10 protein-coding genes are annotated in these 13,318 nt (G+C 72.1%); 7 read left to right on the top strand and 3 right to left on the bottom strand.

The genetic code is table 11. The features are described from left to right. The first annotated feature begins 79 nt into the window (after positions 1–79). On the top strand, positions 80–2,500 hold the full coding sequence (gene lon / locus ACGF2Y_RS12335) for an endopeptidase La (RefSeq protein ID WP_392945619.1): 2,421 nt from the start codon (positions 80–82) through the stop codon (positions 2,498–2,500). A gap of 243 nt (positions 2,501–2,743) precedes the next feature. On the opposite strand, the gene ACGF2Y_RS12330 is transcribed toward lon, so the two are convergent. After that, positions 2,744–3,496 (bottom strand): polysaccharide deacetylase family protein, encoded by a 753-nt coding sequence (locus tag ACGF2Y_RS12330; RefSeq protein WP_392945765.1) that lies wholly within the window; start codon positions 3,494–3,496, stop codon positions 2,744–2,746. A gap of 378 nt (positions 3,497–3,874) precedes the next feature. Here ACGF2Y_RS12330 and ACGF2Y_RS12325 point away from each other — a divergent pair, with 378 nt between their 5' ends. Next, positions 3,875–4,357, top strand: coding sequence for a MarR family winged helix-turn-helix transcriptional regulator (locus ACGF2Y_RS12325; protein ID WP_392945617.1), 483 nt, complete (start codon positions 3,875–3,877; stop codon positions 4,355–4,357). Positions 4,358–4,553: 196 nt separating this feature from the next. Here the strand turns inward: ACGF2Y_RS12325 and ACGF2Y_RS12320 are convergent, their stop codons facing one another. Then, a complete protein-coding gene (locus ACGF2Y_RS12320) occupies positions 4,554–5,348 on the bottom strand; it encodes a hypothetical protein (RefSeq protein ID WP_392945615.1) in 795 nt (264 codons plus the stop codon). 364 nt (positions 5,349–5,712) lie between these two features. Here ACGF2Y_RS12320 and ACGF2Y_RS12315 point away from each other — a divergent pair, with 364 nt between their 5' ends. The 5 genes from ACGF2Y_RS12315 to ACGF2Y_RS12295 are packed head-to-tail and all read left to right on the top strand — an operon-like array spanning position 5,713 to position 11,738. Beyond that, complete coding sequence (locus ACGF2Y_RS12315; RefSeq protein WP_392945613.1) at positions 5,713–8,919, top strand: nitrate- and nitrite sensing domain-containing protein; 3,207 nt, start codon at positions 5,713–5,715, stop codon at positions 8,917–8,919. Beyond that, complete coding sequence (locus tag ACGF2Y_RS12310; protein WP_392945611.1) at positions 8,916–9,407, top strand: roadblock/LC7 domain-containing protein; 492 nt, start codon at positions 8,916–8,918, stop codon at positions 9,405–9,407. The genes ACGF2Y_RS12315 and ACGF2Y_RS12310 overlap by 4 nt, the downstream gene beginning before the upstream one ends. After that, the gene (locus ACGF2Y_RS12305) at positions 9,404–9,820 is read left to right on the top strand and encodes a DUF742 domain-containing protein (RefSeq protein ID WP_392945609.1); all 417 of its coding nucleotides are present in this window, start codon (positions 9,404–9,406) and stop codon (positions 9,818–9,820) included. Before ACGF2Y_RS12310 ends, ACGF2Y_RS12305 begins: the two co-directional genes overlap by 4 nt. Continuing rightward, on the top strand, positions 9,801–10,451 hold the full coding sequence (locus tag ACGF2Y_RS12300; protein WP_392945607.1) for an ATP/GTP-binding protein: 651 nt from the start codon (positions 9,801–9,803) through the stop codon (positions 10,449–10,451). Before ACGF2Y_RS12305 ends, ACGF2Y_RS12300 begins: the two co-directional genes overlap by 20 nt. A gap of 51 nt (positions 10,452–10,502) precedes the next feature. Beyond that, a complete protein-coding gene (locus tag ACGF2Y_RS12295; protein WP_392945605.1) occupies positions 10,503–11,738 on the top strand; it encodes a styrene monooxygenase/indole monooxygenase family protein in 1,236 nt (411 codons plus the stop codon). 153 nt (positions 11,739–11,891) lie between these two features. Here the strand turns inward: ACGF2Y_RS12295 and ACGF2Y_RS12290 are convergent, their stop codons facing one another. Then, complete coding sequence (locus ACGF2Y_RS12290) at positions 11,892–13,151, bottom strand: NlpC/P60 family protein (protein ID WP_392945603.1); 1,260 nt, start codon at positions 13,149–13,151, stop codon at positions 11,892–11,894. Between the last annotated feature and the right edge of the window lie 167 nt (positions 13,152–13,318).

Raw genomic sequence — 13,318 nt, 5'->3', positions numbered from 1 at the left:
CGAACAGGCAGTGGGGAACATTCGGCGGCTCAGGAGCATTGAGTCCACATAGCTCAACTTGCCTGCCGAAGGGGAGATCATGACTAACGAGTCCCAGGCGTTCACACCGATCGACCTGCCCGTGCTGCCGCTCGACGACGAGGTCGTCCTGCCCGGCATGGTGGTGCCGCTCGACCTGTCCGACACCGAGGTGCGCGCCGCCGTCGAGGGCGCGCAGGCCGCCGCCCGCCCCGGCGGCGGCAAGCCCGAGGTGCTGCTGGTCCCGCGGATCGACGGGACGTACACGGGGACCGGTGTCCTCGGCACCGTCGAGCAGGTCGGACGCCTGTCGGACGGCGATCCGGGCGCGCTCATCCGGGCCCGCGACCGGGTCCGCATCGGCGCCGGGACCAGCGGGCCCGGCCGGGCGCTCTGGGTCGAGGGGACCGTGTTCGACACCGTCGCCCCCGACCCGCTGCCCGGATCCGCCGCCGAGCTGGTCAAGGAGTACAAGGCACTCGCCACCAGCTGGCTGAAGAAGCGCGGCGCCTGGCAGGTCGTGGACCGGGTCCAGCAGATCGACGACATCTCCGCGCTCGCCGACAACTCCGGATACTCGCCGTTCCTCACCACCGCCCAGAAGGTCCAGCTCCTGGAGACCGCGGACCCGGTCGCCCGGCTGAAGCTCGCCATCCAGTGGCTGAGCGAACACCTCGCCGAGCAGGACGTGGCCGAGTCCATCGCCAAGGACGTCCAGGACGGCGTCGACAAGCAGCAGCGCGAGTTCCTGCTGCGCCGCCAGCTGGACGCCGTACGCAAGGAGCTCTCCGAGCTCAACGGCGACCCGGAGGACGAGTCCGACGACTACCGGGCCCGCGTCGAGGCCGCCGACCTGCCCGAGCACGTCCGGACGGCCGCGCTCAAGGAGGTCGAGAAGCTGGAGCGGTCCAGCGACCAGTCGCCCGAGGGTTCCTGGATCCGCACCTGGCTGGACACCGTCCTCGAACTGCCGTGGAACGAGCGCACCGAGGACGCCTACGACATCCGCGGCGCCCAGGAGATCCTGGACACCGAGCACGCCGGCCTCGCCGACGTGAAGGAACGCATCACCGAGTACCTCGCGGTGCGCAAGCGCCGCGCCGACCGGGGCCTGGGCGTGGTGGGCGGTCGCCGCAGCGGCGCGGTACTGGCCCTCGTGGGCCCGCCCGGCGTCGGCAAGACCTCGCTCGGCGAGTCCGTCGCGCACGCCATGGGCCGCGAGTTCGTCCGCGTCGCGCTCGGCGGTGTCCGGGACGAGGCGGAGATCCGCGGTCACCGGCGTACGTACGTGGGGGCGCTCCCCGGCCGTATCGTGCGGGCCATCAAGGAGGCCGGCTCGATGAACCCGGTCGTCCTGCTCGACGAGATCGACAAGGTCGGCTCCGACTTCCGGGGCGACCCGGCCGCCGCCCTCCTCGAAGTCCTCGACCCGGCCCAGAACCACACCTTCCGCGACCACTACCTGGAGGTCGAGCTCGACCTCAGCGACGTCGTCTTCCTCGCCACGGCCAACGTGCTCGAAGCCATCCCGGAGGCCCTGCTCGACCGTATGGAGCTGGTCCGCCTCGACGGCTACACCGAGGACGAGAAGGTCGTCATCGCCCGGGACCACCTGCTCCCGCGCCAGCTGGAGCGGGCGGGCCTGGAGAAGGACGAGGTCGCCCTGGAGGAGTCGGCGCTGCGCAAGCTGGCCGGCGAGTACACCCGCGAGGCGGGCGTACGGAATCTGGAGCGGGCCGTGGCCCGGCTGCTCCGCAAGGTCGCCGCCCAGCACGAACTGGGCGACCGCGAACTGCCGTTCGCGGTGACCGACGAGGACCTGCGCGGCCTGATCGGGCGTCCGCACCACGTGCCGGAGTCCGCCCAGGACCCGGCCGGGCGCCGCACCGCGGTGCCGGGCGTGGCCACCGGGCTCGCGGTGACCGGGGCGGGCGGTGACGTCCTCTTCGTCGAGGCGTCGCTCGCCGACCCGGAGACCGGGGCCTCCGGACTGACCCTGACCGGTCAGCTCGGGGACGTCATGAAGGAGTCGGCGCAGATCGCGCTGAGCTTCCTGCGCTCGCACGGCGCGGAGCTGGAGCTGTCGGTCGGGGACCTCAAGGACCGGGGTGTGCACATCCACTTCCCGGCGGGCGCGGTCCCCAAGGACGGCCCGAGCGCCGGTATCACCCTGACGACCGCCCTGGCCTCGCTGCTCTCCGGACGCCTCGTCCGTACGGATGTGGCGATGACCGGTGAGGTGTCGCTGACCGGACGGGTGCTGCCGATCGGCGGCCTCAAGCAGAAGCTGCTGGCCGCCCACCGCGCGGGCATCACCACCGTGGTGATCCCCCAGCGGAACGAGGCCGATCTGGACGACGTCCCGGCCGAGGTGCTGGAGAAGCTGGACGTCCACCCGGTGACCGACGTCCGCCAGGTGCTGGAGATCGCCCTCGCCCCGGCTTCGGTCCGGGCCGAGGAGAGGATCCCGGCCGCGGCCTGACCGCCACGCAGTGACGGGCGCGGTATCAGGTACGTGGCCGGTACGGACGGCCCGCACCCCGAGTCAACGGGGGCGGGTCGTTCCGTGCGCTGCCCGGAGTCGGTCGCCGGGCGGCAGATGGTGCCGGTCATGGGTGGTGGATCGCGCCGGTCGCCGGGCGGCAGATGGTGCCGGTCACGGGCGCGGATCGTGCCGGTCACGGGGCGGTGGATGGTGCCGGGCACGAGCAGCGGATGGTGCCGGTCAGGGGCGGTAGATGGTGCCCGGCTCCGGCTCGGCAGGGGCCATCAGCTCGGGGACGGTCACCAAGGTGTAGCCGTCCTTCTGGAGCGCGTCGATGATCCCGGGCACGGCGGGCACGGTGCCTTTGTAGATGTCGTGCAGCAGGATGATGCCGTCCTTGCTCGCCTGGTCCAGGATCCGCTTCTTGATCAGCGCGGAGTCGTTCGTGGAGTAGTCCTTGGCGGTGGCGCTCCACAGCACCTGGGAGAGCCCCAGGTCCTTGCTGATCTTTGAGACCGTGTCGTCGGTGCGGCCCTGCGGCGGGCGCAGCAGCCGGGGCTTCTTGCCGGTGATCTTCTCGATGGCCAGCTGTGTCTTCTCCAGCTCGTCGCGTATCTCGTCCGGCTTCTGATCGGTCAGGATCTTGTGCGTCCAGGTGTGGTTGGCGACCTCGTGGCCCTCGTCCTCGATTCGCTGCACCGTGCCGGGGTGCTTGATGACGTGGTGCTTGCCCAGCAGGAAGAAGGTGGCGTGCACCTTCTTCTCCTTGAGGATGTCCAGCAGCTTCGGCGTGTCCTTGCCCGGACCCGCGTCGAAGGTCAGGGCGATGCACTTGGCCTTGCGGCAGTCCACCGGTCCGAACGCGCCCTTGGCGTCCGAGGCGGCCTCCCCACGTGCCGAGCCCGGCGCCGTGGTGTCCATCGAGCAGCCGCTCAACGCCAGTGTGAGCGCTGTCACCAGCGCCGCAGTCAACCCCATCTTCGGCAACGGCATCTTTCCGGGCACGACACATCACTCCTCTGTGCGGGAAATCCCGCACAGGTGTGCGGTACGCCGAGCACTATACATCGCACGTATACATGCAGTGCATAGTGGGCTCCCCGGCCGCCCGGACCAAGAAGTGTGGACGCCCGTCCCGGTGGTGCCGTGCGTGGGGGAGTCATCGGGCGGGACGCCGGCGGAGGCCACGCCCGGCAGGGCCGGGGGCAGGGCCGGGGGCAAGGGCGAGGGCGGCCGGGAAGGCTCCCGCGCCGGTGAGGCGCCCCGAGATGCCGCCGTTGGTCTGCTCCTGCGAAATACTGGCCGACCGCGGCGTTGGGCCGGTCGCGGAAGAGACTTCCATCGGCAGAGAACCGTACGAGGGGTACTGACGTGCGCGGGAACGACAGCGAGCCGCCGCCGGGCGTGCCGGAGGCAAGCGGCGTGGACCACGAGTTTCTCGCGCTGGAGCGTGAGTTGGCCGTGTTCCTGCGCCGGGCGCGCGCCAGCTCGGGTGAGATGGCCCGGGAGGTCCACCCCGAACTGGAGCCCGCCGCCTACGGCCTGCTCGTCCGCCTGGAGGCGGCGGGCCGGCAGCGGGCCACCGAGCTGGCCGCCTACTTCGGCGTCGGCAAGGCCACCATGAGCCGCCAGCTGCACTCCCTGGAGAACCTCGGACTGGTGGCCCGCGAACCCGACCCGGCCGACGGGCGGGCCTGGCTCGTCCATCTCACCGACGACGGGCTGGCCCGCTTCCGCAGCGTCCGGGACGCCCGCCGGGGGCGCTACGTGCGCAAGCTGGCCGGCTGGGACCGGGGCGAGATCGCAGAGCTGGCCCGGCTGCTGCACCAGCTGAACACCCGAGCCGAGAGCTGACCCGAGGCCGTGGCGCTCGCCGGGAGTCGCTCTGTGACCGTCGCGCTCGCCTGGAGTCGCTCCGTGCTCGTCGCGCTCGCCGGGAGCCACTCCGGTGGCGTCGTGCTCACCGGGAGCCGCCCCGCGACCGCCACGCTCACCGGAAGCCGCCCCGTGACCGGTCGCGCTCGCCGGGGCCGCCCCGCGACCGTCGTGCTCACTCCACCTCCACCAGGAGCGCGGTGGCGTCGTCGTGCGTCTTGCCGCGCCGCAGCCGTACGCGCCCGGCCGCCGCGTCGGCGTCCTCCAGCTCCCGCACCCGGTCGATCAGCCCCTGCGGCCCCGCCTTCCGCAGCAGCCCCAGCGCGTCCGTCCAGTCGCCCTCGCCGAACACCTCCGTCCAGCGGGCCGCCCCGTCCGTGAGCGCGGCGAGCGCCCGGACACCGGCAACCGGGGTGCTGCCCGTCACCGCGCGTGAGGCCACCGACGGATCGGCGGCGGCCGTGAAGAAGCCGCCCTCCTTGTTGCGCACCGTGGAATCGGCGATCTCGTCCGAGGCGAGCGAGCCCGGCGGCAGCCGGTCCAGCCGGTCGTCGAGGACCGCCCGGACCGTGCCGTCGCGGGACTCCAGCAGCAGGGCCGAGTCGGAGAGCACCAGGTGCTCGATCGCGTGTTCGTTCCAGCGTGCGAGGACCACGGTCGCCTGAGGCGTACGCACGTGAGAAAGGTCACAGGTGGCCCGATGGGCGTCGGCTGTACGGGAGATGGCCGCGGCCAGGATCCCGGCCAGGGTCAGGCCGGGGCAGGAACCGGACAGTTCCACCAGTGCGCCGCCCAGCCGAGCGGTGAACCACGGGACCGAGTGCACACAACCGTCGTCCCCGGCCGGCGGGGTGACGCCGTCGAGCAGGACCAGCACACCGCCCTGGCCGGACGCGGGAAGGGCCCCGGCGGCCCAGTCCTCGTTGGGACGTTCGGGGCTGCCGGGCGCGGTGGCGAGTTCGATGCGCATGCCGCCAGTCTGCACGAGCCCTTCACCGTCCCCGCACGTGACCGGATATGGCCTGTACCAGCAGGTCAACGCGGGCGCACGGAGCGGAAGAAGCGGCTCCGGACCGGATGCGGGCGGGCATCTTGCCAAAGGCGGGGCGTAAGTTCCACCCCATGGTCCACGCATGGTCAGGGGCGCACCAGGGGAGACTTGTTCGCCAACTCCAGAGTGGGGTTCACTCCTTCGAGTGGCGGAGCGGTTGATGCGCGCCCCCCTCTCAAAAGCGCTGGAATGGTCAGAAGCCGTACCAGGAGCAGGGCGCCCTTCCATGTGACCGTGCGTCACCTCTGCTTCAAGGGTGGACGAGTCAAGATTGCGAGCACCGGTGCAGAAGAAGCGGCCGCGGAGCAAGGGCACGACGCGCGACGGTTCCGGGGCGACGCCTCCGGCACCCGGCGCGGACAAGCGGACCGTGCGGGTGCGCAGCCGGCTGGTCGCCGGTGTCGCGGTGGTCGGCGTCATCGTCATGGCGGCGGGCGCCCCCGCCGTGCTCGGGGCCTCCGCCGATCTGAGCGAGTCCCAGCGGCTGGTCACCCTCGCCGAGCTGAACCAGCAGGCGGTCGCCCTCGGGCACTCCCTCGCCGACGAACGTGACGCCATGACCGCGTACATCGCCGACGGCCGGGACGAGGGCGGCGACGACAACGACGGCGACGACAACGACGATGCGAAGAACCGCACCGCCCGCACCACCCGCGTCGACCAGCAGATCGACGAGATCCACGAGGCGGCCTCCCCGGCCCTGCGCCGCGACCTCTCGACGGTGGTCTCCCTGCGCCGCGACGCGCTGACCGGCAAGGGCTCGGCCCTCAAGGCGCACCAGGCGTACTCCGACATCATCGCCAAGCTGCACGGCATCGCCGCCGAACTGGCGGAGAAGACCCCGCCGCGCGCCGCCGACGCCACCCGGGCCCCGCTCACCCTCGGCGGCGCGGCCGAACAGGCCGCCGCCACCCGCGGGCTCCTCCTCGCCGCGCTCGCCGTGCCGAGCCCCGAGCCGACGGCCCCGCAGACCGACCCCTTCACCGGGCTGCCCATCCAGACCCAGGACGAGGGCGACACCCGGGCCGACCGCGAACGCGACGAGCTGAGCGCCGCCGCCCAGCAGGCCCGCGTCCGGGAGCTGGCCGCGCTCGCCGACTTCGACCAGGCGGCGGACCCGCAGGCCCGCGACAAGCTCTCCGCCACCGTCACCGGACCCGAGGTCAACGACGCGGAGAAGTACCTCACCCGCCTCACCGACCGCCCCGAGCTGTCGGACACGGAGCGCAGGGTCAGCCCCGGGAAGCTGGAGGCCGCGCTCTCCGCCCGCGTCGACCGGATGCGCAGCGTCGAGTCCGCCCTGACCACCGGCCAGGTCCAGCACCTGGAGGGCCTCCGCGACGACGACGTCACCGCCCTCGAACTGAGCATCGCCCTGCTCGGCGGCTGCTTCCTGCTCGCCGTCGGCGTCTCCACGGCCGTCGCCCGCACCCTCACCCAGCCGCTCGCCGTCCTGCGCATCGGCGCCGCGCGCCTCGCCGAGGACCCCGAGAACGCCGAACCGGTCCGTTACACCGGCCGCAACGACGAGTTCGCCCAGGTCGTACGCTCGATGAACTCCCTGCACGGCAGGCTCACCACCCTGCACCAGGACTTCACCGGACGCTTCGAGGGGCTCACCGGCGAACGGTCCAAGCTGATCGCGGGCCGGGAGACCCTTGTCGCCCAGCGGGCCGAACTCACGACACGGGCCACCGAACTGGCCACCCAGCTGGAGCAGCTGAGGAACACGGTCAACCACACCTTCGTCAACCTCTCCCTGCGTACCCTCGGACTGGTCGAGCGGCAGCTCGGCGTCATCGAGGGCCTGGAGGAGCGCGAGCAGGACGCGGAGCGCCTCGCCACCCTGTTCAAGCTGGACCACATGGCCACGGTCATGCGCCGCCACAGCGAGAACATGCTCGTCCTCGCCGGCGCCGAGCACGGCCACGGCCACGCCGGGCCGATCCCGCTGGTCGACGTGGCGCGCGCGGCCGTCAGCGAGATCGAGCGGTACGAGCGGGTGACCATCCAGTCCCTGCCGCCGCACGCCCAGATCGCCGGATTCGCCGCCGACGACCTCAGCCACCTCCTCGCCGAACTCCTGGAGAACGCGACCTCCTTCTCGCCGCCCGACTCCCATGTCGAGCTGTCCGGCTGGCTCCTGGAGAGCGGCGAGGTGATGCTCTCCGTGTCGGACGAGGGCATCGGCATGTCGACGGTCCGGATGGGCGAACTCAATGCCAGGCTGGCCGACCCGGCCTCGTTCGAGCCGGGGGAGCGGCACATCGACATGACAGGGGCCGGACTCGGTCTCCAGGTCACGTCGTTGCTGGCCGCCCGGCACGGAGTGCGGGTCCAGCTGCGCGAGCAGAAGGGGAGTGGTGTGACGGCCGTCGTCGTCCTGCCGGAAGCCCTGCTGCCCAAGTCGCTGCCCGCCGCCTCGCCGCCCGTCGTGCAGCTGCCCGGCGACGCGCCCGCACTCAACCTGCCGGGGTCGGTGGCGGAGGCCAACTCCAACGCCCTGCCGAGCCGTTCGCCGCTCCCGGCCCCGGTCCCGGAGCCCGAGGCGACATCGGCGGCCGAGGCGGTCGCCGAGCCGGTGTCGGACCTGGACGCGGAGAACGCCCCGGAGCCGGCCGCCGAGCCCCTGCCCGCCGTGGACCCCGTGATCGCCGCCGCCGAGCGGGCGATCCGCGAGAACGCCGCCGCCGAGAGCGCCGCACTCGACGACAGCCCGGAAGCCACGGACGTACCGCCGCAGGAGCAGGAGCAGGAGCAGGAGCAGGAGCAGGAGCAGCGGCAGGACGCGCAGCAACCGGTCGCGGAAGCCGAAACCGAGGCCGAAGCCGATACCGGGGCTGAAACCTGGGTGGACTCCGAGGTCACCCTGCAGGTCCGGCTGCCGAAGCCTCCGTCGGCCCCCGCCGCCCCGAGGACCGCCGACCCGTACGCGATCGGCCCCGACCGCCACGAGCGCCCGGCCGAGACCGGCCCCGGGGACCAGGACCCGGACGGGCCCGCGTTCCGCCCCGCGCCGCACGCCGGGGCCGCCGGCATCGTCCCCGCCGACACCGTCCCGGGCCCCCGCCGTCCCGAGGCCGGGCGGATCACCGACAAGGGGCTGCCGAAGCGCACCCCCAAGGTGGTCCGGCCCGACACCGCCCCCGTCACCGGGCGAACGGGCAGCGTGGACCGGGACGCCCTGCGCCGCCGGCTCGGCAGCTTCCACGAGGCGGCGAAGGAGGGCCGGCGTGACGTCGAGGCGGAGATCGCCGAGACCGGAGGCGTCGCCTTCGCCGACCTCGGAGTCGTACCCACCGACCGCACCAGGCACCAGAGCACCACGGCACACGCCACAGGCACCGCACACACCACTGGCACCACACACGTCACGGACACCGCACAGGACGCACGGAACGCAAGGACCGCATGGGCCGCCGAGACCGGCGCCCGCGCGGACGGCCGGAACGAAGAGACGGGGGACACAGTCGAGGAGGCACGCAGTTGACTGCGCCCAGCACATTCGGGCTGAGCACCGAAGCCCGGAACCTTCACTGGTTGCTGAGCAATCTCGTGGAGGAGGTGCCAGGGGTCCACTCGGTCACCGTCGTCTCGTCCGACGGCCTGATGCTGCTCTCCTCCGACCCCGGTCGGCTGACCGCGAAGGCGGCCGCACCGGCCGCAGGGACGCCGGACGGGCCCAAGGGATCCAGCGCCGACCTGGCCACGATCGTCTCCGGCATCGGCTCGCTGACCGTCGGAGCCGCGAAGCTGATGGACGGCGGCGGCGTCAAACAGACGATGGTCGCCATGGACGAGGGCAGCGTCTTCGTCATGTCGATCAGCGACGGCTCCCTCCTCGGTGTCCACGCCACCCCGGACTGCGACATGAGCGTCGTCGCGTACCACATGGCCCTCTTCGTCGGCCGGGCCGGACACGTACTCACCCCCGAACTCCGCAGTGAGCTGCGCACATCGTTGGAGAGCGCCCAGTGACCACCGCCGCCGCCGGGCCCGCCCCCCGGCTCCCCGTCCGAGGGGCCGACAAGCGCCCCGCCCGGGTCCGCCCGTACTCCCTCACCGGCGGTCGCACCCGGTTCGGGCACGTCCTGCTCGTCGAGACGTTCGTCGCGGCCCTCGAAGCACCCGACGAGCGCCGCGAACTCACCGGAGGCAACCTCGCGACGCGCATCATGCCGGAGCTCCAGGCCATCGTCGAACTCTGCCGCCGGATGCGTACGGTCGCGGAGATCTCGGCCCTGTTGAAGATGCCGCTCGGAGTCGTCCGGGTGCTGCTCAGCGACTTGGCCGACCAGGGAAAGATCCGCGTGTACGGGACCGGTCACGGCACCGGCCAGCCCGACCGCGCACTGCTCGAAAGGGTGCTCAATGGACTCCGCCGTCTCTGAGGCGCCGCTCTTCGCCCCGCGCCGGCCGGGGCCCCGGGAACAGGCCGAGGAGTCCCTCCAGGCCTGGCAGCTCGACCACACCCGCGCACCCACCGCCACCAAGATCGTGGTGGCGGGCGGCTTCGGCGTCGGCAAGACGACGTTCGTCGGCTCGGTCTCCGAGATCACGCCGCTGCAGACCGAAGCGCTGATGACCCAGGCCAGCGAGGAGACCGACGACCTCACCGCGACGCCCGAGAAGACCACCACCACGGTGGCCATGGACTTCGGCCGGCTCACGCTGGAGGACGACCTCGTCCTGTACGTCTTCGGCACGCCGGGCCAGCAGCGGTTCTGGTTCATGTGGGACGACCTGGTGCGCGGGGCGATCGGCGCGGTCGTCCTCGCCGACACCCGCCGGCTGGCCGACTGCTTCCCCGCCCTCGACTACTTCGAGAGCTGCGGACTGCCGTACATCGTGGCCGTCAACCACTTCGAGGGGACGCCCGGTTACGAGGCGGAGGACGTCAGGGAGGCGCTGACCATACCCCCGCACGTGCCGATAGTGATCATGGACGCGCGTAACAGGATCACGGTGGTCGAGTCGCTGCTGGCCCTGGTGGGCCATGCTCTCGACGCCACCCCCGCGTAGCACCCGCCTCGATCGCACAGATCGCCTCGATCAACCCAACGGAGAGCCGCGATGCGGAAGATACTCATAGTCGGAGCCGGACAGTCCGGTCTCCAGCTGGCCCTGGGGCTGCAGTCCAGAGGCTACGAAGTCACCCTGATGTCCAACCGCACCGCCGACGAGATCCGCACCGGCCGGGTCATGTCGACGCAGTGCATGTTCCACACCGCGCTCCAGCACGAGCGGGACTACGAGCTGAACTTCTGGGAATCCCAGGCCCCGAAGATCGAGGGCGTCGGCGTCTCCGTCGCCGCCCCCGACTCCTCCCGCGCCATCGACTGGGTCGGCAGGCTGGACGGCTACGCCCAGTCCGTCGACCAGCGCGTGAAGATGGCGGGCTGGATGGAGACCTTCGCCCAGCGCGGCGGGCAGCTCGTCATCCACGGGGCGGCCGTCTCCGACCTGGACTACTTCTCCCGCACCTACGACCTGGTGATGGTCTCGGCCGGCAAGGGCGAGCTGGTCTCCATGTTCGGCCGGGACGCGGCCCGTTCGCCGTTCGACGCCCCGCAGCGCGCGCTGGCCGTCGCCTACGTCCACGGGATGGGCCCGCGCCCCGAGCACCCGGAGTTCGACGCGGTCCGGTGCAACCTCGTGCCGGGGGTCGGCGAGCTGTTCGTGATGCCGACGCTCACGACCTCCGGCCGCGCCGACATCCTCTTCTGGGAAGGCATCCCGGGCGGACCGCTGGACGCCTTCCAGGGCATCAGGGACCCCTCGGAGCACCTCGCGAAGACGCTGGAGCTCATGGAGCGGTTCACGCCGTGGGAGTACGCCCGCGCCACCAAGGTCGAGCTGACCGACGCCAACGGCACCCTCGCCGGCCGCTACGCCCCCACGGTCCGCAAGCCGGTCGGGCGGCTGCCCGGCGGCGGCCTGGTCCTCGGCGTCGCGGACGTCGTCGTGGCCAACGACCCGATCACCGGCCAGGGCTCCAACTCGGCCTCCAAGTGCGCGAACGCGTACCTGGACGCGATCATCGAGCACGGTGGGAAGGAGTTCGACGCGGCGTGGATGCAGTCCACGTTCGACCGTTACTGGGACACCGCGCAGCACGTCACGAAGTGGACCAACGCGATGCTCGGGGTCCCGCCGGAGCACGTGCTGAATCTGATCGGCGCGGCCGGCCGGCTCCGGCCCGCGGCGGACCGCTTCGCCAACGGGTTCAACAACCCGGCGGACTTCGAGAACTTCTTCTACGAGCCCGAGAAGACCAACGCGTACCTGGCCTCGCTCTCCGCCGGCTGACAGGCGCCTGAGCGACCCACCCACCGCTTCGGCGGCCGGACCCGCACCGCCGGCCCGGCCGCCGAGGTTCTTTCCGTACGGGTCAGCCGTGCGGGCTAGCCGTTCGGGTCAGCTGTGCGGTGGCCGTGCGGGGTGTCCGTACTCCGTTCCGGTCTACGGGGTGGCGTCCGGCGCCGCGTCCGTGCCGTACCCGGTGTCCGCGCCGTCGCGTGCGCCCTCGGGCAGCTCCGGGAGCGTGTACGTGGACAGCGGGGCGCCGCCGGGGTCGGGGCGGACGGCCCCCAGCAGCGGGTTCGACGCCAGGGGGGAGACCTTCACCTTGGTGCCGGGGCGCGGTGCCTGCACCACCAGACCGTTGCCGATGTACAGCGCCACGTGGGTCGCCTTCGGGAAGTAGATCACCAGGTCCCCGGGGCGCAGCGCGGAGACCGGCACCTTCGGGAGCTGCTTCCACTGTTCCTGCGAGGTGCGCGGGATCGCCCGCCCCGCCGCCGACCAGGCCCGGGACGTGAGCCCGGAGCAGTCGAAGGAGCCGGGGCCCTCGGCCCCCCACACGTACGGCTTGCCGATCTGCCGGATCGCGTACGCGACGGCGTCACCGCCCTGCCGGGTGGGCGGCCGGGTGGAGCTGAGCGCTCCGGAGGCCACCAGCTTGCGCTGGGCCTCCTCCACGCCCCGCTGTTCGAGTTCGGCGAGCTGGGCCAGCTGCTCGTCGGAGAGCGTGGCCAGCAGCCCCTCGACATCCTTCAGCCTGCCCCGCACGGTGTCGCGCTGCTTCTTCTGCCGGTCGGCCAGCTTCTTCTGCCGGTCCAGCGCCTTGCGGGAGGCGGCGGCCAGCGTGTCGGCCCGCCGGGCGGCATCGGTCAGCCGGTCCACCGTCGCCGCGCGGTTCGCGGCCAGCCGCCCCACGACATGGCTCTGGTCCAGGGCCCGCAGGGGGTCGCGGGCCAGCAGCAGGTGGAGGTACGCGGAGAATTCGGTACGCCCCTGGTACTGCTCGCGGGCCAGCCGCCCGGCGTCCCCGCGGCTGAGCTCCAGCGCGGCCCGCGCCTTCGCCAGGTCCGCGTTCACCTTCTTCACCTGCGCGGTCCGCTGTTTCAGCTTCTCGGCGGTGGCGTTGTAGGTCTCGCTCGCCTCCTCCGCCGCCTGGTAGCGGGTCTGCAACTCGCGCAGCAGGGCGACGACACTCCTGGGCGCTTCCGGCGCACCGAGGGCGGTCCCGGCGTCGTTCTCCGGTGAGTCCGGTGAGTCCGGTGAGTCCGGGGCGTCTGCCTCGTCGGATTCCTCGGACGCTACGGGGCCAGGTTCCTCGGACGGTACGGGGCCCGGCTCGGCCGATACGGCGGTGGGGGAGACCGTGAGCGCCGCGGCCAGCGCGGTCGTGCAGACCACGCGCAGGAGTCTGCCTGACACGACATCACCTCCGTGACGGAGACGTAGCCCGGCAACGGGCTCGTCCATAAATGGGCGAATCCGATCATCCGGTCACTCGATGTCAGGTGACGCAAGCACCACGCGGCGCGCCGTCCGGGGATCCCCCGGACGGCGGTGGCGGCGGTGGTGGCGGTGAACAGGCTCGG

This window comes from Streptomyces sp. NPDC048142, from assembly GCF_043202835.1.
GTDB lineage: Bacteria > Actinomycetota > Actinomycetes > Streptomycetales > Streptomycetaceae > Streptomyces.
Note: the sequence above shows the minus strand (reverse complement) of the source record. Positions and strands in the feature narration are given on the sequence as shown.